Source organism: Psychrobacter sp. ER1, from assembly GCF_048631835.1.
Classification (GTDB): Bacteria; Pseudomonadota; Gammaproteobacteria; order Pseudomonadales; family Moraxellaceae; genus Psychrobacter.
Genome location: NZ_CP184640.1, coordinates 1,227,050 through 1,250,077 on the forward strand (window position 1 = coordinate 1,227,050; position 23,028 = coordinate 1,250,077).

The window sequence follows — 23,028 nt, forward strand, 5'->3', positions numbered from 1 at the left end:
GTATGAGTCAAAATAGGATATAGCTATTATGTGTGGAGTCATTGGAGTTGCAGCTCACGAACCAGTCAATCAGATTCTTTATGACGGTTTGACGATGCTACAGCATCGCGGGCAAGATGCAGCAGGTATTGTCACTTTGCAAGATGGGCGACTCTATCTACGTAAAGAAAACGGCATGGTACGTGACGTATTTATGAATCGTCATATGATGAAACTGGTTGGTAAGTTCGGTATTGGTCACGTTCGTTACCCGACAGCTGGTACTTCTAGCAGTGCCGAAGCTCAGCCATTCTATGTCAACTCACCATATGGTATTACCCTTGCGCATAATGGTAACTTGACCAATGCTGAGAGTTTGGCCAAATCTTTGTACATCGAAGATCGCCGCCACCTTAATACTGACTCAGATTCTGAAGTACTGTTAAATGTACTGGCACATGAGATGCAGAATCTAGGCAAAACACATCCAACGGCTGATGATATCTTTGAAGCGGTCAAAGCTGTATATAAACGCTGTGAAGGCGCTTATGGCGTAGTTGCTTTGATTACTGGTCATGGCCTGCTAGCATTCCGCGATCCAAATGGTATCCGTCCACTTATCTTTGGTAAGCGTATGGCACCGAATGGCGGCACTGAGTATATGGTTGCCTCTGAATCAGTTGCATTGACAGGTTCTGGCTTTACTATCGTTCGTGATGTAAAACCAGGCGAAGCAATCTTTATCGATTTAAACCATAAACTACATACGCATCAGTGCGTCGAGCAAAAAGAATACACGCCTTGTATCTTTGAATATGTTTACTTTGCTCGTCCAGATTCGATTATGGACAATATCTCAGTTTATAAATCACGCCTACGTATGGGTGAAAAACTGGCAGATAAAATCCTTGCTGAATGGGGTGATGATCATGATATCGATGTGGTCATTCCAATTCCAGACACCTCGCGTACTTCAGCGATGGAGCTGGCGCTAAAAATGAACGTCAAGTACCGTGAAGGGTTTATGAAAAACCGCTACATCGGTCGTACGTTTATTATGCCAGGTCAGCAGCAACGCAAAAATCAGTTCGCCAAAAGCTGAGCGCTGTGCCGTTAGAGTTCAAAGGCAAGAACGTCCTATTGGTTGATGATTCTATCGTTCGTGGTACGACCTGTCATGAAATTATTCAAATGGCACGAGATGCTGGTGCTAACAAGGTGTTTTTTGCCAGCGCTGCGCCACCGGTGAAATTTCCAAACGTATATGGCATTGATATGCCAGTACGTAGCGAGCTTATTGCTTCGGGCAATAGTGTTGAAGAAGTGCGTGATATCATCGGCGCAGATCGTTTGATCTTCCAAGATTTGGATGATTTGATCGACGCAGTAAAAGATACTAAACATAGCCGAGTGGAAGGTTTTGATTGTGCGGTATTTAACGGCTGCTACATCACTGGTCAGATCAATGAAGCGTATCTTGATCACTTGCAAGAGCAGCGTAATGATACTGCCAAAACTGGTAAAAAAGGCGTACAAATAGTGGCTGATACCCCAGTTGATATGATGGGTGTAGAAGAACTTTAAGTAGTATTGAAGTCATTATTTTCAGATAACAAAAAGCTAGATTCTATTTAGAATCTAGCTTTTTTATGTTTAAGGTATAGCTAAGAGTACTGACGTTTATATAAATGGTCAAAACAGTTTTAGCCTAAGAAGCTGTTAAATAACCAAAACAGACCATTGATTGCTGCTATACCAACAACCATACTGACCAAAAGCTGACGGCTGATATGATAGATAAATAATACCAAAATAAGTGCACCGACTTGTGCCATTAATAGATGTAATTCGGTATCGCTGAAAGCAACAGTCGTCGATATGTCTTGATAGGAGAGGCTAGTCAAAATAAGCAGCACCATCACTGATAATGGCAAACTCTCATTTAATCGATGTAGCCAAGGTGTATCGAGCAGCTTTCTAGGTATCAGTGCGGGTAGCGCACGAGTGATAAAGGTCACTGCTGCCATGGCAAGCGTAGCAAAAATAAGATAACTACTGGTCATAAGAGTCTCCCGTCTTTTGACGCTCTATCCAAAACCCACGTACCAAAATCATAAACATACAGATAGTGATGGCTACTAGTAGCAACCAGTCACTGGTAAATAGTGAAGCAATGATTAAGCCAAGCACGGCAATACCAATTGGGAAGTAGCGTTTGATACTTTGAAATTGCTCATACGCGAGAATTGCAAACAGACAAACCAAAGCAAAATCTAAATTTGGCACCAAATCACTGAGCGTACTGCCAATCATGACGCCAACCGTACTCGCCAGTACCCACCAGCTTTGGTTAAATAGGCTGATAGGAAGTATCAGGGCTCGTCGCGACTCATTTGGCAAGCTGGTCATGATCGAAAAAGTCTCATCAGTCAAAGCGAACAGACAATACGTCTTGGCCAGCTTATTTTTCGGTAAATACTGTAATAACGGCATACCATAGAATACATGACGTAGATTAATCGCAGCAATATTGGTGGCGATATTGCCAATCGGTAGGCCCGCGCTCAGCATTGGCAGACAAGCATACTGAGCTGCACCAGCATAGAGAACGATACTGAGCATAATCGTTGCCCATATCGGGATACCTGCTACCTGTGCGAGTACACCAAAGGCAATACCGGCAGGCAAATAGCCCATAGCAACTGGCAAGCTTTTCTTAAAGCCCTCAGCCCAGTGGTAACGGTTTTCATGTTGATGGCTTAATTCATTTGAATGAGTATTCACATAACATCCTAAATTTTTCTTATGATATTTTTATAAATCTATTGATATAAAAATTATTGATTCAAACGGTATTGCTGCAAAATTAAAAAGTGCAAAACGAGCTTAATAAAAACGTTCTATCGAAAATTGATAGAGCAAATATAATATAAAACTAACTAAGCTTCAGGTTGTAGTTTCTCATAACTGCCAGTCTGATTAGCACGGTACAAAAACCCACCTAGGATGACTAGTCTCAATAATAATAGACACCACACGCTAAGCCAAATACCAGTCATATACCATTGCTGATAGAGCAACCAGCTTAACGGAAAGAAAATAGCAGCCAGTATCAGCGCCGCATTACGGATCACGCTACCAGCCGTCAAACCGAAAAATATCCCATCCAGCCAATAGGCACCAACACCGACAAGAGGCAATAATACGGCATATAAATGGTAGTCATAGGCGAGGGTAAACACCGACTCAATATTGGTCATAAATCCTAAATAAGTAGGCATTGCAAGCCACCAAATGGCGCTCAACATGATAGCAAGACCATAACTAACTATGCCTGTACGCTTTATGATAATACGAAAACGTGGCCAATCACGTCGCCCTGCAGCTTGTCCACTTAACGTTTCAGCAGAAACAGCGACGCCATCTAAAGCGAAGGCAGATATGCTTAATACTTGCAATAAAATAGCGTTAGCAGCCAGTATGACATCTCCGCTTTGCGCAGACAGTCGAGTAATCCAAGCAAAGCTTAGCGTTAAGATGAGGGTGCGTACAAAGATATCTTTGTTTAAAGAAAATAGCCTAAGCATTTTTTCTTTCGTAAAATACTGTCGATCCGCTTTGAATAATACAGTCCATGATATTTTTAAATGTTGGCGGCTCAACCATAATGCCATCATTATCCCAAACCAAAATGCGATAGTGGTTCCTAGTGCGACACCAGCCAATCCCATCTGCATTGCAAATACAAAAAACAGAGTCAGTACGATATTAAGTACGGCAATAAAACCCTGCTGGTAAAGCATATAACGGGTCTTGCCTTGTCCTGCAAACCAACCAATAAATGCAAAATTCATCAGCTCTGCGATCACACCCCAAAAGCGTACGTCTAAATAGGTTTTCGCCGCGCGTCCACTCTCAGGATTGGCTGACAGTGCTTGTAAGCCAAAATCAATCAGCCATGGCTTTGCGAGTAGCAATATTGCTCCGATAACAAATGCCAATAGCAACGCGCGCTGTAAGATAGACAGCAAAGGCGTGGGCACTGTTACGGCTGATGTATTGCTATTATTAGCTAATTGTCCCAATGCCTGCGCAGCAAGTCCAGATGATGCATATTGCAAAAAGTTAAAGCTAACAAGCAATAGCGACAGCAGTTGTATGGCTAGACCCATGCCAGCAAGTTTCGCCGTGTTATTCATATTGCCTACAATGGCCGTATCAATCACGCTTTGCAATGGCATAGCCAAATTAGCCAGCAGTACAGGCAATGCAATCGCGACAATACGTTTATAGCTTGTATCAATAGGTGGCATCGCGTGAGAAGTTGCGGAATTAGCTGACATGGGTAACTCGTTTATACGTGAACGATAAAGAGGTGTGTTCGTTATATGATAATAAAACTGTAATGCAGTATATTTAATATAAGAGACAAAATAGCTATAAAGACAAAAGCACCTAGACTCATTATTCATGAGTCAGGTGCTCTTATTTAAACGTTGTAGCTGTGCACTCAGTAATTATATAAAAAGTGATAACAAGCTAGTTCAACGTAACAATCCATCTAATATACCTTACTAAACGTTGTCTTGCTCAAACATTTTTGGATCACTGAAAGTAACGATTTCTTCTTCAAACTCTGGTTTTACCTTTACGATAAAGTCATCACGCGATAGACCCATGCGTAGCGGAATCGAACTGGCGATATAAGTCGATGAGTAAGTACCCGCAAGCAAACCAATAAACAGAGCTACTGAGAACCAGTATAATCCATCACCGCCCAAGAAGAGCATGGCTAGTACGACCAACAAAACAGTTGAAATGGTCATAATCGTACGGCGTAGCGTCTCGGTCAATGACAAATCAATCGTCTGTTCTGGCGTAATTCCACGAACACGGCGGAAGTTTTCACGAATACGGTCATAGACAACGATGGTATCGTTCAATGAATAACCAATCAATGCCAATACCGCAGCCAATACCGTCAAATCAAACGGGAAGCCGAATAACGCAAATACACCGATGGTTACGACAGCATCATGGAATAGTGACAGTACAGCACCTAGAGACAGTTTGAACTGGAAGCGTAGGGCAACATAGCCAAGCATACATACTAGTGCCAATACCAATGCCATGACTGAGTTTAAATAAACCTCATTACCAACTTGGCTACCAATGATATTTACGTTGCTAATCGTAGCGGTGTTGCTAGGTAATGCCAGTGCTTGCGTCAGATTTGCGCTTAGTCCATCGACGTTATCAGACTGAGGGGCAGACGTACGAGTAGCTCTTCACGCGTACCTAGGTACTGTACAACTGCATCATCGAAGCCATTGTCTGCCAGCGCTTGTACAACAGCAACTTGCTCAACAGGCTGCTCATAACGGACATCAGCAGATACACCACCAGTGAAATCGAGGCCTAAGTTCAGACCATTTACCGCGATAGCAATGATACTACCGATCACCATAAACAAAGATAGTAGGGCCATCGGCTTTTCTATCTTCATAAATGGAATGATACGCTGGTTACCAACCGCTTTGATGCCACCTTCAGCGACAGCTGCGGCATCATCAGCGGCGTCACCTGATATTACGTCAGAATCAACAGCGGTAGACAGTGCTTGACTGTCTTTGGCATTTTGACCTTTACCACCGCGATGACTAGAGCTTTTGCCTGACTTTGCGGTAGTAGGGTTATTGGTTTTAGTATTGCTACCTTTACCATCACGACGCGGTTTGTTACGGCGACGCGTACTTGCATTGGTCATGTCACCGTTTGAGCCATTTCGATCAGGATTATTCTGCTGTTCTAAAGGGTTGTTATTATCGATCGCCATAATATTCTCCTAACCGATGCTCAGACTTTTGATGGATTTACGCTTACCATAAGCAATTTGTACCAGTGCACGTGTCACCAAAATTGCGGTGAATAGCGAGCTGACAATACCAATAGCTAGCGTAATCGCAAAGCCTTTAATCGGACCAGTACCAATCGCAAATAGGATAAACGCGACCAATAAGGTTGTAATGTTGGCATCAAAAATACTGCTAAATGCGCGATCAAAACCTGCCACGATGGCTGATTTTGGCCGTACACCGTTGGCAATCTCTTCTCGTATTCGCTCAAAAATCAGTACGTTGGCATCAACCGCCATACCAATGGTCAAAACGATACCTGCGATACCCGGTAGGGTAAGTGATGAACCCAAAATTGACATAATCGCAATGATAATAATAACATTAACGGCTAGCGCAACGTTGGCAATCACACCAAACAGACGATAGAAGATAATCATAAACGCGAAGACTAATAGATAGCCGACTTGCGTAGAGAACAATCCTTTATCAATGTTTTCTTGACCGAGTGATGGACCAATAGTGCGCTCTTCTACGAAGTACATCGGTGCGGCAAGTGCGCCTGAACGTAGCAATAGCGCAAGCTCGGCAGCTTCAGCACTACTGTCTAGACCAGTAATACGGAATGATGAACCCAATACCGCTTGAATGTTGGCGCGGTTGATGACTTTGGTTTCAGCATAAGGTGTGCGTACTTCAGTCGTCTCACCAGTGGCTGGATCTTCTTCGTAAGTGATTCTTTGTTTGTTTTCTATGAACAATACAGCCATCTGTTGACCAACCGCTGTACGAGTGGCGTTCTGCATGAGCTTACCGCCAGCACTATCCAAGGTAATACTTACTTCAGGTAGACCGCTTTCATCCAAGCCAGTTTGCGCGTTGGTTACTTTGTCCCCGGTAACGATCGCTTGACGATCTAACAATACAGGCGGGCCATCGAGTGTTTCGAATGGGAATGCTTCTGTGCCCGCTGGTGGTATGCCACCAGTATAGGTATCGGCATCTTCTGCTACCATACGGAACTCAAGGTTAGCAGTACGACCAAGCACACGTTTTGCTTCAGCAGTATCTTGTACACCAGGTAGCTCAACGACGATACGGCTAGCACCTTGCGACTGTACCAAAGCTTCGGTAACACCCAACTCAGCAATACGGTTACGTAAAGTCGTTAAGTTCTGGTTGACCGCGTAGCTATTGATTTCGTCAAGTGTCGCATCGTTATACGATAAGACCAATGCAGGACCTTGATCATCAATAGAAGACTGCAAGTTAAACGTATTGCTCATTGAGCCTTGTAATACGTTTTGGGCACGGTTACGAGTATCAGTATCAGCAAAATGCAATACCACGCCGCGATCTTCGGTCTTGATACCTTTAATTGCTACTCGCTCAGCACGTAGCTCACGTCGCATATCACGACTGGCACTGGTCAAACGCTGTTCAAGCGCCTTGTCCATATCGACTTCGAGTACAAAGCGTACACCACCACGCAAATCGAGACCAAGCTTCATCGGTCTTGCACCGATATCGCGTAGCCACTGCGGGGTAGTCTGTGCTAGGTTAAGGGCAACGACATAGTCTTCGCCCAAGTTTTGACGTAGCACTTCTTGCGCTTTTAGCTGATCGACTGGGTTGTTGAGGCGTACCAGCGCGCTGTTGCCCTCAAACGTACCATCGTGGTTATCTAGACCTGCCTCTTCGAGTAAGCTTTGAGACTCGGTTAAGATACCTTCAGATAGCTGAGTTCCTGCGGCTGCGCTCGTAATCTGCACAGCAGGTTCGTCAGGATAAAGGTTGGGGGCAGCATATAGACCGGCAACGAGTAGCACGACGGCAATTAGTAAGTATTTCCAAGCGGGATATTGCATAATCACTTCTTTAAGTTGATAAACGACTGGCGACGTAGGCCACAAGTTAGCAGATGGGAAGTTAGCGATAGCAACGGTCGAGTGCTATGTTCAGCAGCCGTCATCATGCACCATTGCGATCATCCGCGATGATAGTAACGCATAAAACAGTAAAGCAAATAATACAGATGTCTGTTTATCTGGTCACCTAAAATCATAGGGCTAGATTGGATAAAGATAGGACATCTAAACAGTAAGCCTAATTTATATAGCAATTTTACCTTACTGTGTTAATAGTGAAAAATGACCGTAAATTATATACGGTCATTTTTTAGTCATTACATTCATTAATGTGACGACTATCGAATGTTCACTAATAAATTTTCACTAATAAAAGCTAGTGAACATTCTAATTAGACGCTTTCGATCGTGCCAGCAGGCAATACTGAAATAACAGAAGCACGTTGTACTTTCACGTCAGTATTGTTGTTTAGGCTCACAACGGCATAATCGCCTTCGATTGCTTTGATACGACCCATTAAACCACCAGCGAAAATGATTTCACTACCAACGGTTAATGCGTTAACCATGGCACGGTGTTCTTTGGTACGCTTAGACTGCGGGCGAATGACCAAGAAGTAAAAAATCGCAAAAAACGCAACAGGCAGTAAAATCTGACCGAATAGACCTGCAGCACCTGCAGTCTCTGGTGCAGCATGGGCAGCTTGAATAAATAAGCTCATAATATCTCTCAGTAAGTCATAGACAATAATAAAATTAGACGCATAGTAACAAAAAATCCCAGACTTGGTAACTGTTAATCATAGGCTGAGCGTGTTTTTCTTAGCGTAAGGCATACTATCAGCCAACGGATAGGACAACAATGTTTTTACTACATTCAGATAACCTATATAAAGCGTCAGGCTAAATAGCTGTCATGAATTGGCTAGTAAAGATGTCGTCATACAACCGTTAATAGTAGGGCAATAAAAGTCATCAAAAAACAAAAACTTAAAAATGGTGACTTATTGTGAAATGGTATCATCAATGCTACTATCAAATGGCAATGATTGCATGGATTTAGTATGCTACATATTGAACCATATTACGGCTTATTGAAGCATAGTATGGCTTTGAAATAGCGATTAAATCAGCTTTGAGTAACTATTTATACGATAGACAGATGTCTTTTATTACTTTGTTAAAGATAATCTAAAAATCAATATAAATTGCTCATGACATTATCTTCCTTTTACTCTTTTTAGGTTACCTAACTTGTTCACCACTTTTATGTTTGTACCTCGTTTATGTCGTCCGCGCGCTCATCGTAAAGACGCATCTGCAGAACCTCCCCGAGAATGACTACTAGTTCTCGATTTGGTTATACTTCTTTTTCAGCACTATCTGCATTGGCAATTCTTATGCTACCGCAGGCAGTGTGGGCAGCTGGTGCTGTATCAACATCCAGCGAGGCGGCAGCACCAACTGCGCTTAGCGTTTCTTTATTGATATTTTTTGTCTTACTCGCTATTGGCGTTTCTTTTGTCTGTTCATTAGCAGAGTCTGTTTTGCTGAGCATGACGCCATCGTTTATTGCGGATGTGCAAGAGACCAGTCCCAAAAAGCAGAAATGCTTAAAAGCCTGAAAGTGGACAATATCGACCAGTCACTAGCCGCTATTTTAACGTTGAATACCGTTGCCCATACACTTGGCTCTATCGGTGCGGGTGCACAGGCCACAATCGTCTTTGGTAGTGCGTGGTTTGGTCTGTTTTCTGCCCTCATGACGCTTGCTATCTTATTCTTGTCTGAGATTATCCCAAAAACTTTGGGTACAGTTTACTGGCGTCAACTAAGTGGTCTGGTTGCTTACTTCGTTCGCGGCATCATCATGCTCTTGTATCCATTAATCTGGTTCTCAGAGCGTCTGACGAAACTATTAGTACGCGGTAAAGAGCCGCAAACATTTAGCCGCCGTGAGTTTGCTGCTCTTGCTAGTATCGGTGAAGAGTCGGGTCAAATTGACCCACTAGAGTCGCGTATCATTCGTAACTTGCTCGCGTTTGGCGCTATTAAAGTCGAAGATATCATGACACCGCGCTCGGTGATGCTCGCATTCGAAGAGAATAAGACCGTCGCTGAGCTATTGGTTGATCGTCCAAAGCTGACGTTTTCTCGCTTGCCAATCTATGATGGTGATTTGGATAACATTACAGGCTTTGTCCTAAAAACGGACATGCTACTGGCTAAAGTTAATCATGCTATGCACAAGCCGTTGACGCAGTTTCAACGAGACATCACTTTTGTCTTCTCTAAAATGAAGCTGTTTGACTTGTTAGAGTTGATGCTAAAAAACCGTATTCATATTGCGATTACAGTCGGCGAATATGGTGAAGTTAAAGGCTTAGTCACGCTAGAAGATGTGTTTGAGACATTATTAGGTCTTGAGATTGTTGATGAGATAGACCGCGTCGAAGACATGCAGGCCTTGGCTCGTCAGATGATGGATAGACGGGTAGAGCGTTTAGGCATGAAGCTCAGCGATGATGAACAGTATGAAGACAGTAACAGCGAACCTAAGTCCTAACGAAGCTTTAACGATGCCTTCATGAAGCCAAACTATAACGTTGACAGTTTAACCATAAGTATTGATGGTTCTAAAGATTGATGGTTCTAAAGATTGATGGTTTAAAAATGGTCAGCTCATTATGGGCTGACTATCAAGCTAGAGCCACAAAGTATATAGTTATTATGGCTAGAGTCTGCAGTATAAATGCTTATGGATATTTGATTTGATAGCCTGTGTTTTTATTCGCAATAATTACACAGGGTGTCACATGGCTGTGAGAATTCGATGATAGGCTCGGCATATGATATGAGTATACTTATATAGATATATCTATACAGACACACTGCCAAAATAAATGATAAAAGAGCGTTAATCGTCACTATATGACACTAACGAAAAAATATCGCTAAGGATTATCATGAAAAAATTATTGGGAAATAGGCTATTAGCTCTATTGGTGAAAAGCGCCAGCATCACTGCAATCGTAGCAGTAGCCAGCACCATCAGTATCAATGCACAAGCGGCAACTATGACCGAAGGTTTGGTACAGAATTATGCCGCCGCAATGAAAGCATCAGCGAATAGCCAAAGTATCAATCAGGTATCGCGCCTTGTATCAGATGACGCGCTTATTTCTTTATCTAGAAAAGGCAAATCTACCAGTCTAGACAAAGACGCGTACTTAAAGCTGCTTCAAAACAGCTGGAATGATACGTCTAATTATCGCTATGATATTTCGGTAGATAATGTGGTGATTACTGGTTCACAAGCCAAAGCCAATGTGACGACCAATGAGAGCTGGGTAAAAAATGGTCAGCAAGTATCATTTGTTACCACATCTCGTGTGACCTTAACCTTGTCTACTGGTAATGCAGTGCTCTTGCGCGCAGTATCACAGGTGGCTATTAATTAAGTCATCATCGATCAAGCAAGACTCAAAATACAATAAGTCATATAAGCAATAGCTAATCTAACTGGCTGAGATTCTAACTTATAAAGGGTTTTAGTTGGTTAAACAGTTCTTACTTAATTTTATAGGCTACTTGAGCGTCTATTATTATCTTTTATATTAGGCTAGTCTTTGCTTTACATTGCATACTATACTATCCATCAACTTTATCTTATTAATTTCTGTCGTTAGGAAACCTCCAATATCATGTCTACTGTGCTATCACACTCTCGCTCATTTATTGCGTTGCCATTGACGCTTGCGGTATCCACTTTACTGATTAGTGCGTGTAGCAATACATCAGCGGTAAAAAACAAAGGTGCGACCAATAGCTCATCTGTCATCACCAAAAGTCCTGCCAATCAAGGGGCTAATACAGGTAGTGCAGACTACTCAACTGCGTTTTTGGACGCAGAGAGTTTGGATGAGTTGGCTGACTTGTTAGAAGCCACTGACATGACCATGGTAGAAGGTAACCAGCTTGCTATTCAGCAATATGGTGATTTGTGGAATCGTCTACGCGCAGGCTACCGCATGAATGGTGGTAAGCCAATCTACAATCAGCGTATTGAAGGTCAAAAAAGCTGGTTTACCAGTAGACAGGATTATCTAAATCGCCTAACTGCACGTGCCAGTCGTTATATCTATCATACGGTACGAGAGGCAGAGCGTCGCAATATCCCAACAGAGCTTGCCTTGTTACCAGTTATCGAGAGCTCTTACGATCCAAGTGGTACGAGTAGTGCGGCAGCTGCGGGTTTATGGCAGTTTATCCCAAGTACAGGCCGTATCTATGGCTTGAACCAAAGCAGCACTTATGACGGTCGCCGCGATGTTATCGAGTCGACACGTGCTGCCTATGACTTTTTAACAGCATTGCACAACCAGTTCGGTAGTTGGGAGCTAGCATTGGCTGCCTATAACGCTGGACCTGGCCGTGTACAGAAAGCAATCGATGCCAACGCAGCGCGCGGACTACCAACAGATTATTGGTCGCTTCAACTGCCGACTGAAACGATGAACTATGTGCCGCGTTTCTTAGCTGTAGCCGAAATCGTCGCTAAGCCTGAGCAGTATGGTGTGTATCTACCAGCTATCGCTAACCGTCAGCATTTCCGTAGTGTACCAGTTAACTATGGTGTGAGCTTGGCAGAAGTATCGCAGTTAACTGGAGTCAGCTATGATGAGCTAGAGCGTCTAAACACTGCACTGACATCAGGCCGCGTTGATTCTTCAGGTCCACAGCGTGTCATCATTCCTAACGACGTCAGCCTCAATGCTGATGCCAAATTAAGTGGGCTCAGAGGTAACGGTACAGGCAATGTACTCGCCTTAAACAACGCAGGTAGCTCAAGCACGACAGCGACTACGCCAATCTATAATAACAAACCCTATACTGCCTCATCACTACCGTCTACTGGTAGTGCATTGGCTGATTATGCCGCTAACGCAAGTGTACCTCAGCAGACTACCAGCTACATCTCACCATCTGCGACGCCAACTAGCAGCTCGGTATACAGTGGCAATTCTTCAGCTCGTACTGAGCCACCACTGACCACAGCAGAGACTAACAAAATCAATGCTGAGCTTAAGAGCAGTAACAGTCTACCGACTACCTCAGCTCAGATTACTCAGAACAATACGATTGTCCAAGAGCCACCGCTTAGCAAAGAAGAGCGTGATTTCATCGCCAATCAAATCCGGAGAAATACCTCTGAGACCAATGTTATCAATGCTGATGGCAACATTAATCTATCAGCCGTACAAACACAGCAGTCTATCTTAGAAGCGAGTGGTGCAGATAAGAAACTTAGCTTTGCTAAAACCTCGGTAAGTAAGCCAAAACCTCAAGGCACTCGTACCACTTATACGGTCAAACGTGGCGATACGCTCTCGAACATTGCGAGTCGAGCAGGGGTTAGCTGGCGTGATATCGCAGAATGGAACCAGATAGATGCCAGTGCCAATTTGCTCTCTGGCAGTACGTTATATCTATATAATGCCAAGACTATCGAGCCATTGAGTACTGCTAATAACGCCGCCGCTAGTCAGCCTGACAGTTACGTCGTACAAGGCGGTGATACGCTTATCGGTACGGCTAATCGTTTTGGCTTATCGGTCACTCAGCTAGCCAGCTATAACAACCTGAGCAGCCGTGCTGATCTGCTCAGAGGTCAGAAACTATGGCTCATACCGGGTAAAGTGACTACACCTGCGACGACACCTGCAGCGCCTTCTACCAAGCCGAGTAAATCAAGCACTGCGACCAAAAACTATAAAGTAAAAGCAGGGGACGGATTAATTGCATTGGCACGTCAATTCAATGTGTCGACAGATACTTTAGCCAGTCTCAACGGTATCAACAGCACAAGTTCGCTATATGTTGGTCAGACGCTTAAAGTGCCAGCCAGTGTTGATTTCGATGCTACAAGTACGACAAGTGCGAGCAGTAGTAACAGCTCAAGCTCGGTCGCGACCACCAATTACAAAGTAAAATCAGGTGATACGCTGATTGGTATTGCGAACAGCATCGGAGTGAGTGCAACGGAGCTGGCTGCAGTAAATAGCAATTTTGATGCAAAGGCTCGCCTGCAACGTGGTCAAACGATTAAAGTACCTGCTTCTAAAGAATTGGTCGACCGTCAGTTAAATGACAAAGCGGTCAGCTACAAAGTAAAATCAGGTGATACATTAACGGGTGTCGCTAAACGTTACAATATTGGCTTAAGTGATTTGGCATCAGCGAATAACTTGAATACCAATTCGAATCTGATACTGGGCCGTACTATCACCATCCCTGCTAGCGGCAGTGTGGCAAGTGCATCTAGTAGCAGTCAAAGCAGCAGCTCTGCTGCTAGTAGCAATAGTAGCTCAGCAAGTAGTGGTACGAAATTAGGTAACACTGAAAGCTACAAAGTTAAATCTGGCGATGGTTTGATTGCTTTGGCACGTCAGTTTGGCATCTCAGTAGAGGATTTGGCGGCGACCAATGATCTAGCGACCAATGCTCAGCTACAACGCGGCCAAACACTTAAAGTACCAAAAGCGACAGTAAGCTACACGGTTGGTTCGGGCGACAGCTTGATTGGTCTAGCACGTAAATATGGTGTCTCAACCCAAGAGCTGGCTGATATGAACAATATCGCCGCTGATACTATGTTGCAGCGCGGTCAGCGTCTGACTGTACCTAATCGTTAATGAATAAAGTATTAATGAATGCTGTTTACATAAGACGTCGTTAATATTAACTATTAATCGTATCGCACAAAAAAAGCTGCTCTTTATAAGAGCAGCTTTTTTTATTTAACAAGAATAAATAACTGTGAAGGTTTAGCTTGCAAATCGCCTAATAATAGCTACAAATTAGACCGTCTGAGTTTTAATAGTTTCAAGATAGCTTCGGATATTACTGACATAGTGCATGGCTTGACCATAGCGGCTATTCGACGCTCTATTATCTGCTAAATAAGCATAGACGTTCGCCCAACTCTTATCATCGATACCTTGAGCTCGTAGTTCGCGTTGGATTCTTTTTACCGCATTGGGACCCATGTTATAACCTGCAAGGGCAAACCAAATACGGTCAGTTTTTGGCACGTCAGAGAAGTCTGCTTTCACTTGCTCTAGATAGCGTGCACCGCCACCAATACTTTGGTAAGGATCAACGCGGTCTGAGACGCCCATCGCTTTTGCAGTGTTGTTGGTCAGCATCATTAACCCGCGTACGCCAGTCGGCGAGACAGCGTTGGCATCAAGATGTGACTCTTGATAACCCATCGCGACCAGTAGTTCCCAATCATGATTATAATTACGTGCTTGCTCTTCAAACGAAGATTGATAGTCCGGTAACTTTTCCGTCAACGTCTTCTGGAAATGATCCTGACTATAGGCGTCTTTAAGCAAGTTTTGATTGTAGAACGCGGCAAGTTTTTGTGTGTTTTTTAGCTTGATGCTATCGCACAAAAAGTAACTGGCCTTTCTTGATAGTGGGTCATTGGATGAGCTAAACGTCCAACTTACCTTAGGATGTAGACCATTCTTAGTCAGACTAGAGTCATAACCACAGCTGACATTGATAGACGATAGGTTCAGCTGGCTTTTTAGCTTGGTGCTAGCCGTAGTCAATGCCATGTCAGCGTTGCCGGTTCTTAGTGCTTTTAGTGCCGCTTCTTCACTGGCGTAGGCTTTTAGATTGATATCGACACCGAGCTCGTCGGCATAAGTGCGCACCAGATCAAACCCAAAACCATGTTGGAAGCCATCGGTAGCAAAGTAAGTGCTATCGCCTGGTACCGCAGCAATGGTCAAGGTATTTTCCAGCATGACATTGTCATAGGCTGGTACCGATGTGTTCATGGTCGTCAAACTCTCAGCGGGCAACGAGAGTAGAGCGATGCTAGAGATTTGTGCCAGCTTCTTGGTTCTGGCAAAACGATTAGACGCAATAGGGGTAACGGATGAAACGATGTTACTTTTGGTGTTTAGTAGGCGTTTAGATGGACGCAGTAAATAAGAAATACGGCGTCTGGCCCCTTGCGCAGATACTTTTACACGATAAGTAATACGCTGCATGGATGTCTCCTGATTTTAGCCATCCTTCTTACCGCAAAAACACGTATACATATATGTGCATAATATTGACATATATCGATATCGTATCTTAAATAGAGTGGCATTTTTAATAGGATAAATGCCGCTCTATCTTGTTTGACTATAGCGCCACTAGCGTACTCTCTCTAAGAGTTAGTGGGATAGTTTGTCGTCAGCCAGCTATCAATATGTCATAAAAGCGTTCTAAACCGTATTTATTAGTACTGGTTTAAAATACTGAACGCACAACAACGCGAAGGATATAAATCAGATGATTCCTTCATCGATAACTAAATATGGCTAGTGGCCAAACAACTATATATCAAACATAGGTAAGGTCATGATTAAGTTATTGAGACAAAGACATCGCTTGAAACATTGATGTAAGGTTTTGCCAATGAGGCAAATACATTCATCTGTTTTAACTATGCTAACTTTGATGGCTGGCTATACTTTGAATCACTAATATTAAGTTACTAGTAATAGGATAGCTGGCTACTAAAGTTGTTTGTCCAGCAATGAGGGTAAGCAAAATAACCAGAATTGATAGTTTATAGCTGTCTATCAAACTGGCTAGGTCATACCGTCATCGCGACACCAAAAATAAAAAATACCATGCTGCTAACATATATAGTGCAAACATAGTATTTCAATGGGTAGCGGTTTAAAACCTCATCACTGATATAGCATGATAAAGTCTTAAACAACTACCAGCATTATTTTAGTGCCATAACCGGAAGCTGTAATAATGGGAAGTTTCATGACAAAACGTTCTTTCTTACGAGTAGTAATATGCGGTTACTAATTGCATTATTCAAGTGGAGTTAAGAAAAAAGCGATAAAACTTAACAATTGAGATATAAACGGTTAATTTTCCAGATATTTGGTACATAATAATCAAAAATAGAATAACAAAGTTTAAATAGTAGTCAAACTAGACTTTATGCTTATGGTGTGACTATAGTATTAGCAAGTCTAGTTTGGCTTTTAAATTATCATTTCCTTTATAAGTTTTTCTCTATCAATGACAACCGTTTAAAATGGCTTTTTAAGTGGTTAGTTTATGCTGGATTTTCGATATCGATAAAAGTAACTGGCAGACCAAATTTTTGAGCGACTATCTCTCCTAACGCCTGAATACCGCCACGCTCCGTTGCATGATGACCACAAGCAAAATAATCAATCCCAAGCTCACGCGCGCTATGCGTGGTACGCTCAGATATCTCACCAGATATAAATGCATCACAGCCCATAGTAGCCGCTTGTTCAATCATATCCTGCGCACCGCCCGTACATATACCCACACGTTCTATCAGCCTACCATTTGTCTGAGTAGAAGAGTCTGCATGATACTCAGCTGAGATATGTAATGGCGCGCGACCTAAAGCTTGAGTAATGGTGGCAATGAGATCGTCAGCAGTTTGCGGTGTGCAAGTAGCGATATTGCCCACAGGATTTGACTCGGTAGGATAGAGAGCACCGTTGATCGTCATGCCGAGCATGTCAGCAAGTTTTGCGTTATTGCCAGAGATTGGGTGTGCATCAAGCGGTAGATGATAGCCAAGCATAGAGATACCGTGTTGCATCAGCTTGCGCACGCGTCGACCTTTCATACCAGTAAGCGTAGCAGGTTCGCCTTTCCAGAAGTATCCATGATGCACCATAATCGCATCGGCATTGTCAGCGACCGCAGCATCTATCAAGGCTTCACAAGCCGTGACACCAGTGACAATACGTTGAATCGGTTGTCCACCATCGACTTGTAGGCCATTTGGCGCATAGTCTTTAAACGCACTAGTAGATAAGTAGTCGTCACAGAACTGTGTCAATGCCTGGGCGCTGATGCTTTGAGTATTGGATTCAGCTGTCGTATGATTTGCAGTCATTATGTTTTCCTGTCATCAATAAAATGTAGGTCGTAAGGTGCTATAGATTAACTAAGCAAAAATTATGTATTATCTATCATGTTTGAGAATATTTGGTTTTGAGCTTCTATCTTTATGTTCAATTCTCGAAATGCTGAAGTGTCGAGTATCGTAAAAGCTATTTTAACATGCCGTTGTAAGCAAGCAGACAAGCTGGATAACTGAAATGGTACACGATACGTTACTATTTACTGGTATTGCGGTTATAATTTATATACGTGAGTCTGCCTAGCTGTATAGCATTTGACCATCTGATGAATGGGTCAACACTAGCTAAGCGGTCGCCATTATCTCACTTCGTTTTTCACTGTCTGTTTGCAATAAATTTATAGAGGTTTTATATGTCGTCATCCCGGAACACCAATAACAAGACGTCTTTATTAAAATGGTTACCTTGGGTCTTATTGCTGCTAGTGTTGGCAGCGTTTATCTGGTTGTTCACGAGTATGAAATCGACGTCGGAGGCCACATGGGAGCCGCCGAGAACCCCGCCTGCGGAGCAGCAGGCAGCAGAGCCAGTGTCGGACACGCCAGCGCCTATTTCTTCTTATCATAATGCGGTGGCGCGTGCATCGCAGTCTGTGGTCAATATCTATACGACGCAAACGATGACCGAGCATCCTTATATGGATGATCCTGTACTGCGCCGGTTTTTTGAATATCATGGTGGTCCATCACAAGAGCAGGGCAATACCAATTTAGGCTCTGGTGTGATCGTATCAGAAGACGGCTATATCGTGACCAATGCCCATGTGATCGAAAAAGCAGATGAGATCACAGTCGCGTTCAATGATGGTCGTAAGAGCCGTGCCAGAATCATTGGTACAGATCCTGATAGCGACTTAGCTGTGATCAAGGTCGATATGACAGGGCTGACACCACTTGGCTTCCGCGAAGATCCGATTCGTGTGGGTGATTTAGCCTTAGCGATTGGTAATCCATTTGGTGTGGGTCAGACAGTGACGCAGGGGATTATCTCAGCGACTGGTCGTACTGGACTGGGCGTCAATAAATTTGAAGACTTTATCCAGACTGATGCGGCGATCAATCCCGGTAACTCAGGCGGCGCACTGGTCGATGCTCATGGCGAGCTAGTCGGTATCAATACCGTCATATTCTCGCGCTCTGGTGGCTCGATGGGCATTGGCTTTGCGATTCCAACCGCGTTGGTTGAGCAAGTGATGAATGCCTTGATCAAAGACGGCCGTGTCAGTCGTGGTTGGTTGGGTATCGAGATTCAGTCACAGCTACGTGACCCAACACAGTTAGAGACGTCAACAGGCGTAGAAGTATTAAACGTCATTGATAACAGTCCAGCGGCAAAAAGTGGTCTACGCGTCGGTGATATCGTCCTAACCATCGACGATGTCGAGATGACAGATGCCAATACTTTGATTCAGTATGTTGCTCGTAAGCCACCAAACACTGAACTGGATGCGCAGATATTGCGTCAAGGTAAAAATGCTCAAGTAAAAATCACGCTAGAAGAGCGTCCAGCACAAGAGCCACTTGAGCGTCCTGTCGTACTACAAAACGAGAGCATGGGCGGAATGGAGCAGCCAACCATCCAAGGCGATGAAGAAACGCCAATGATGTCAAAAGCAGAGCGTGATCGTATGCGCGAAGAGCTGATGAAACTGTTTGAACAAGATGCCGCGTCGCAGTAAGTCGTGGTGGTTCTTATCACTAGGTGCTGACTCATAATGTATATATGAGTCAGCATTTTTATTTAGCTGATAACAACAAAAAGCGCGCTCCTTATATAAAGGAGCGCGCTTTTTGTTGGAATTGATTTTTCTAAATTTTAAAGGCTAATTTTACTTACTTATAATCCTTCTTGCTTATAACCCTGCTATAACTTTTCAATAGGGTCATGATTGATATAAATAACACCTTGCACACGGCAACAGCAGGGCAGGATTTCATCTTCTTCAATCATCGCCAATGGGTCAAATGGATAGTCGACCGTATGCGAGCTAGCAATACGTTTGACTCTGCAACTACCACAGTAGCCTTCGCGGCATTGATAGTTTACCTCGTGTCCGGTGCGTAGCAGTCCATCTAGCAGACTCTCGTCATCATGCAGATAGAACTGCTTTTTACTGGTCATTACCCAAGTCATCGTGAATCCTATTGGGATATGTCTGTGCTATTGCTATCCCTACTATTAACCCATAAGACGATTACCGCGATAGAAATTTTATAACTTCAAATCTTTACCGCTCAAGCCTTTATCATATAAAGTCTTTCTAGCTCAAAGCTCTTACAACTCAGCTCTTATAATTCAAAGTCATCAAAATCACTGTCTGACAAATCAGAGTCAATCTGACCGACCAAGTATGAGCTAATCTCAGTCTCTTGCGGTGCTACTTGCACATTGTCAGACGATAGCCACGTGTTAATCCACGGGATTGGGTTTGATTTTGAGTTCGGGAACGCTGCTGGCAAGCCGACAGTTTCCATACGTAAGTTAGTGATGTATTCGATATATTGGCAGAGAATGTCTTTGTTTAGACCAATCATTGAGCCATCTTTGAACAGATAGCCTGCCCATTCTTTTTCTTGCTCAGCAGCTTTGCGGAAGATTTCAATACTTTCTTCATAGCACTCTGCGGCAATCTCGACCATTTCAGGATCGTCACGACCATTGCGCATCAGGTTTAGCATGTGCTGTGTACCAGTCAAATGTAGCGCTTCATCACGAGCGATTAGCTTAATGATTTTGGCATTACCTTCCATCAACTTACGCTCAGCAAAGGCAAACGAGCAAGCAAACGACACATAGAAACGAATCGCTTCTAAGACGTTGACCGCCATGATGCACAAGTACATTTGCTTTTTCAGCGATCGTAAATCAACCGTCACTTGCTCGCCATTGATATTGTGTGTACCTGGACCGTACAAGCTATATAGCTGCGAGTTGCGATACAGCTCATCATAGTACTGGGCGATATCAGAGGCACGACCTAAGATGTGCTCGTTTTGCATAATGTCGTCAAAGATAATATTTGGGTCATTGACGATATTACGAATGATATGCGTATAGCTGCGTGAGTGAATGGTCTCGCTAAACGACCATGTCTCAATCCACGTCTCAAGCTCAGGGATAGACACCAGCGGCAGTAACACCACGTTTGGACTACGACCTTGGATAGAGTCGAGTAGGGTCTGGTACTTGAGGTTGCTCAAAAATATGTGCTGCTCATGCGAGGACAGATTGCTAAAGTCGATACGATCGCGTGATACATCGACTTCTTCTGGACGCCAAAAGAACGATAGCTGCTTTTCAATCAATTGCTCAAAGATAGGGTGTTTTTGTTGGTCATAGCGCGCCACGTTGACGGGCTGACCAAAGAACATCGGCTCTGTTAGCGCATTGTTTGGCGTTTGCGAAAAAATCGAGTAAGTCATGGGACTGCCTTTATCATTGATACGGTTATGAAATTATATAAATTGGATATGATTATATTATAAATTTTGGTCAATGGCTTTTTGGGTTAAAGATTCTCTAGCGATATCTGTGAAGGCTCTTTGCCATCGTTCATATAGGCTTTGAATATCTCGCTCAGCTCACTATCATCGAGTGCTTCTAATTCATCAAGTGCGCTTTTGCGTAGGGTACTCACATCAGACTCTTCTGCTGCTGTTTTTAAGTCTTTTTTAGCCGCTCTCGATACGGGTTTTTTGGCTGCTTTTGCCACGCTTTTTTGGCGACAGTTGTCTTTGGTGCTTCATCCACACCTAACTGCTGACGCACCTCTGCAATATCAACCTCGACTTGTACGATATGCGAGCCACCATCGTTTAGGTCTGAAAATACGTTTGGGATAAACAAACCACCGTCTTTGATGATTGCGGTATATTGCACATGACCTCCGTCGTTTTAATTCTATCTGTATGTTTTAATTATAACAGTAGCCAATCCCGCCTACCGCTTGTATCTGCCTTGCCGCTGGCGTGCAGTCTATCGTGTCTGACCGCATTCCTGTTGTCTCGATACTACGTTCAGCCTCAGACTGCATCGCCATCGTCGTCAGCAGGATACCGCTATAGTCGGGGCTAAACGACCGTGTTAAAGCGGCTTTCTTTTTTCTTTAATGATTTTTCCGTTTGGGCGTACCCTACAACTAAGCTTACGCTCGTTAGTCCGACTTCTTATTAAAGAGACCTATCATTCCAGTCAATTGTTCAATTCCGTCAAATGTCGATGGCATTTGGTCTTCAGTAGCTACGATAGGAGCGAAAATGACACTCTCGAACCTTTCGAAGCTTTCTTTCATACCTTCTCTTAACCCCTTAGTGTCAGAGTCGTAGTTATGTATAAACTGACAGAGAGTGAGACGTAAGTCTATTTGTAATATTTGTGATTTGATAGACCTAACGTTAACCAATGATATTTTAAAGAAATAAAGAAGTATGAAAAGAAACAAGATAGTCGAGATAGTAACTATGATAAATATTGGGTTCTCAAAACTATTGGAACTTAAATAATAAGCCGACCAGACAGATTTTAAGACTATAAGTAAAACTATTACAGCCATCAGACCATAATATATATAGCCTTGACTGTTCAATTCTTTTTTCTTCTGCTCTCTAAGTGTTCTAAAACCATTGGACAAGCCGACAAAGTTATATTCACTTTTTTGGTTGTTCAGAGTTTCTTGTATTTCTATAATATCCTTTTTCAGTAGAATGTTTTTTCTATTTTCTTCCTCAATGATGTCTTGATGTTCATGCAACTTATTAATAGTTTGGATGACCGAACTATTAAGACGTCGATTTAAATGTCTTGAGAATACTTCTTGTGGAATGATATACCACAAATAGCAAAGTTTATTTAGACTGTCATATGTCAATGTATAAGAGTAAGACTGTAAGCTTACTACTGCCTGCTCAAAAAAGATCTATGTGTTTCAACAGTAGTTATTAATGAAGCCTCATATATGTCTGCTAGCAATACTATATATATAGACTCTATAACTTTTCTAACTAAACTAGCTCGAGGTTTCTCTTGTTTAGAGAAATCATACAAGCATTTATTGTCTTCCGCTAAGGCGTTATCATTCAGTGCAACACCTATTTTTTCCCAGTTGTGATACTTAAGATTAATACTATCTAAAATAGATAAGTTTTTTTTGTTCTTACTGTCTAATATATTGAGTACGGCTTTAACTAGGTCATTTGTCTCTGTACTCAAATCTAAATATTCAGAATGCTTATGTATCTGGTTTTCAAACCTTCGCTTTAGGTTTTCAAATTGAGGACTTTTATAAGGGAAGATCATAGTTATCTCGATATTAGTAGATAAATATAT

The 23,028-nt window shown here is 42.9% G+C and carries 16 protein-coding genes and 3 pseudogenes; 5 read left to right on the forward strand and 14 right to left on the reverse strand.

The window, feature by feature from the left end; all coding sequences use genetic code 11:
- Window positions 1-28 precede the first annotated feature (28 nt).
- Window positions 29-1,563, forward strand: a pseudogene (purF, locus tag ACOBWA_RS05630) (amidophosphoribosyltransferase).
- Between the two features lie 119 nt (window positions 1,564-1,682).
- On the opposite strand, the gene ACOBWA_RS05635 reads toward purF, so the two are convergent.
- From ACOBWA_RS05635 to yajC, 6 genes and pseudogenes are all read right to left on the reverse strand, one after another.
- Window positions 1,683-2,042, reverse strand: a complete 360-nt coding sequence (locus ACOBWA_RS05635; protein ID WP_420230446.1) for an AzlD domain-containing protein — start codon at window positions 2,040-2,042, stop codon at window positions 1,683-1,685.
- Window positions 2,032-2,763 carry an AzlC family ABC transporter permease gene (locus ACOBWA_RS05640; RefSeq protein ID WP_114700993.1) on the reverse strand — a complete coding sequence of 244 codons (732 nt, stop codon included), beginning with the start codon at window positions 2,761-2,763 and terminating at the stop codon, window positions 2,032-2,034. Before ACOBWA_RS05640 ends, ACOBWA_RS05635 begins: the two co-directional genes overlap by 11 nt.
- A 155-nt stretch (window positions 2,764-2,918) precedes the next feature.
- Window positions 2,919-4,322, reverse strand: coding sequence for an MATE family efflux transporter (locus ACOBWA_RS05645; protein WP_420230447.1), 1,404 nt, complete (start codon window positions 4,320-4,322; stop codon window positions 2,919-2,921).
- Window positions 4,323-4,553: 231 nt separating this feature from the next.
- Window positions 4,554-5,815: pseudogene (secF, locus tag ACOBWA_RS05650) on the reverse strand (protein translocase subunit SecF).
- Between the two features lie 9 nt (window positions 5,816-5,824).
- Complete coding sequence (gene secD, locus ACOBWA_RS05655; RefSeq protein ID WP_101205370.1) at window positions 5,825-7,702, reverse strand: protein translocase subunit SecD; 1,878 nt, start codon at window positions 7,700-7,702, stop codon at window positions 5,825-5,827.
- A gap of 392 nt (window positions 7,703-8,094) precedes the next feature.
- Window positions 8,095-8,424 carry a preprotein translocase subunit YajC gene (gene yajC, locus ACOBWA_RS05660; RefSeq protein ID WP_057759529.1) on the reverse strand — a complete coding sequence of 110 codons (330 nt, stop codon included), beginning with the start codon at window positions 8,422-8,424 and terminating at the stop codon, window positions 8,095-8,097.
- 547 nt (window positions 8,425-8,971) lie between these two features.
- On the opposite strand from yajC, the pseudogene ACOBWA_RS05665 reads away from it, so the two are divergent.
- The 3 genes and pseudogenes from ACOBWA_RS05665 (at window position 8,972) to ACOBWA_RS05675 (ending at window position 14,397) form a co-directional block, all read left to right on the forward strand.
- A pseudogene (locus tag ACOBWA_RS05665) lies at window positions 8,972-10,268 on the forward strand (CNNM domain-containing protein).
- Window positions 10,269-10,668: 400 nt separating this feature from the next.
- On the forward strand, window positions 10,669-11,163 hold the full coding sequence (locus ACOBWA_RS05670; protein ID WP_420230448.1) for a hypothetical protein: 495 nt from the start codon (window positions 10,669-10,671) through the stop codon (window positions 11,161-11,163).
- A gap of 243 nt (window positions 11,164-11,406) precedes the next feature.
- The gene (locus ACOBWA_RS05675; protein ID WP_420230449.1) at window positions 11,407-14,397 is read left to right on the forward strand and encodes a LysM peptidoglycan-binding domain-containing protein; all 2,991 of its coding nucleotides are present in this window, start codon (window positions 11,407-11,409) and stop codon (window positions 14,395-14,397) included.
- 165 nt (window positions 14,398-14,562) lie between these two features.
- On the opposite strand, the gene ACOBWA_RS05680 is transcribed toward ACOBWA_RS05675, so the two are convergent.
- On the reverse strand, window positions 14,563-15,771 hold the full coding sequence (locus ACOBWA_RS05680) for a transglycosylase SLT domain-containing protein (RefSeq protein WP_420230450.1): 1,209 nt from the start codon (window positions 15,769-15,771) through the stop codon (window positions 14,563-14,565).
- Window positions 15,772-16,850: 1,079 nt separating this feature from the next.
- Window positions 16,851-17,675 carry a Nif3-like dinuclear metal center hexameric protein gene (locus tag ACOBWA_RS05685; RefSeq protein WP_420230451.1) on the reverse strand — a complete coding sequence of 275 codons (825 nt, stop codon included), beginning with the start codon at window positions 17,673-17,675 and terminating at the stop codon, window positions 16,851-16,853.
- Between the two features lie 380 nt (window positions 17,676-18,055).
- Between ACOBWA_RS05685 and ACOBWA_RS05690 the strand changes: the two genes are divergently transcribed.
- Window positions 18,056-19,381 carry a S1C family serine protease gene (locus ACOBWA_RS05690; protein WP_102094790.1) on the forward strand — a complete coding sequence of 442 codons (1,326 nt, stop codon included), beginning with the start codon at window positions 18,056-18,058 and terminating at the stop codon, window positions 19,379-19,381.
- Between the two features lie 185 nt (window positions 19,382-19,566).
- On the opposite strand, the gene yfaE is transcribed toward ACOBWA_RS05690, so the two are convergent.
- From yfaE to ACOBWA_RS05720, 6 genes are all read right to left on the reverse strand, one after another.
- Window positions 19,567-19,836, reverse strand: a complete 270-nt coding sequence (gene yfaE / locus ACOBWA_RS05695; protein WP_101205363.1) for a class I ribonucleotide reductase maintenance protein YfaE — start codon at window positions 19,834-19,836, stop codon at window positions 19,567-19,569.
- A gap of 155 nt (window positions 19,837-19,991) precedes the next feature.
- Window positions 19,992-21,125, reverse strand: a complete 1,134-nt coding sequence (nrdB, locus tag ACOBWA_RS05700; RefSeq protein ID WP_290176118.1) for a class Ia ribonucleoside-diphosphate reductase subunit beta — start codon at window positions 21,123-21,125, stop codon at window positions 19,992-19,994.
- 86 nt (window positions 21,126-21,211) lie between these two features.
- A complete protein-coding gene (locus ACOBWA_RS05705; RefSeq protein WP_420230452.1) occupies window positions 21,212-21,415 on the reverse strand; it encodes a hypothetical protein in 204 nt (67 codons plus the stop codon).
- Window positions 21,364-21,582 carry a hypothetical protein gene (locus ACOBWA_RS05710; RefSeq protein WP_420230453.1) on the reverse strand — a complete coding sequence of 73 codons (219 nt, stop codon included), beginning with the start codon at window positions 21,580-21,582 and terminating at the stop codon, window positions 21,364-21,366. Before ACOBWA_RS05710 ends, ACOBWA_RS05705 begins: the two co-directional genes overlap by 52 nt.
- A gap of 34 nt (window positions 21,583-21,616) precedes the next feature.
- Window positions 21,617-21,742 (reverse strand): hypothetical protein, encoded by a 126-nt coding sequence (locus ACOBWA_RS05715; RefSeq protein WP_420230454.1) that lies wholly within the window; start codon window positions 21,740-21,742, stop codon window positions 21,617-21,619.
- A gap of 854 nt (window positions 21,743-22,596) precedes the next feature.
- On the reverse strand, window positions 22,597-22,998 hold the full coding sequence (locus tag ACOBWA_RS05720) for a hypothetical protein (protein ID WP_420230455.1): 402 nt from the start codon (window positions 22,996-22,998) through the stop codon (window positions 22,597-22,599).
- Between the last annotated feature and the right edge of the window lie 30 nt (window positions 22,999-23,028).

Excerpts from the sequence above, each read along its gene's own strand:
- ACOBWA_RS05635 (WP_420230446.1), bottom strand. The coding sequence starts at position 2,042 with ATGACCAGTAGTTATCTTATTTTTGCTACGCTTGCCATGGCAGCAGTG.
- ACOBWA_RS05645 (WP_420230447.1), bottom strand. The coding sequence starts at position 4,322 with ATGTCAGCTAATTCCGCAACTTCTCACGCGATGCCACCTATTGATACA.
- secD (WP_101205370.1), bottom strand. The coding sequence starts at position 7,702 with ATGCAATATCCCGCTTGGAAATACTTACTAATTGCCGTCGTGCTACTC.
- yajC (WP_057759529.1), bottom strand. The coding sequence starts at position 8,424 with ATGAGCTTATTTATTCAAGCTGCCCATGCTGCACCAGAGACTGCAGGT.
- ACOBWA_RS05670 (WP_420230448.1), top strand. The coding sequence starts at position 10,669 with ATGAAAAAATTATTGGGAAATAGGCTATTAGCTCTATTGGTGAAAAGC.
- ACOBWA_RS05675 (WP_420230449.1), top strand. The coding sequence starts at position 11,407 with ATGTCTACTGTGCTATCACACTCTCGCTCATTTATTGCGTTGCCATTG.
- ACOBWA_RS05680 (WP_420230450.1), bottom strand. The coding sequence starts at position 15,771 with ATGCAGCGTATTACTTATCGTGTAAAAGTATCTGCGCAAGGGGCCAGA.
- ACOBWA_RS05685 (WP_420230451.1), bottom strand. The coding sequence starts at position 17,675 with ATGACTGCAAATCATACGACAGCTGAATCCAATACTCAAAGCATCAGC.
- ACOBWA_RS05690 (WP_102094790.1), top strand. The coding sequence starts at position 18,056 with ATGTCGTCATCCCGGAACACCAATAACAAGACGTCTTTATTAAAATGG.
- yfaE (WP_101205363.1), bottom strand. The coding sequence starts at position 19,836 with ATGACTTGGGTAATGACCAGTAAAAAGCAGTTCTATCTGCATGATGAC.
- nrdB (WP_290176118.1), bottom strand. The coding sequence starts at position 21,125 with ATGACTTACTCGATTTTTTCGCAAACGCCAAACAATGCGCTAACAGAG.
- ACOBWA_RS05715 (WP_420230454.1), bottom strand. The coding sequence starts at position 21,742 with ATGGCGATGCAGTCTGAGGCTGAACGTAGTATCGAGACAACAGGAATG.
- ACOBWA_RS05720 (WP_420230455.1), bottom strand. The coding sequence starts at position 22,998 with ATGATCTTCCCTTATAAAAGTCCTCAATTTGAAAACCTAAAGCGAAGG.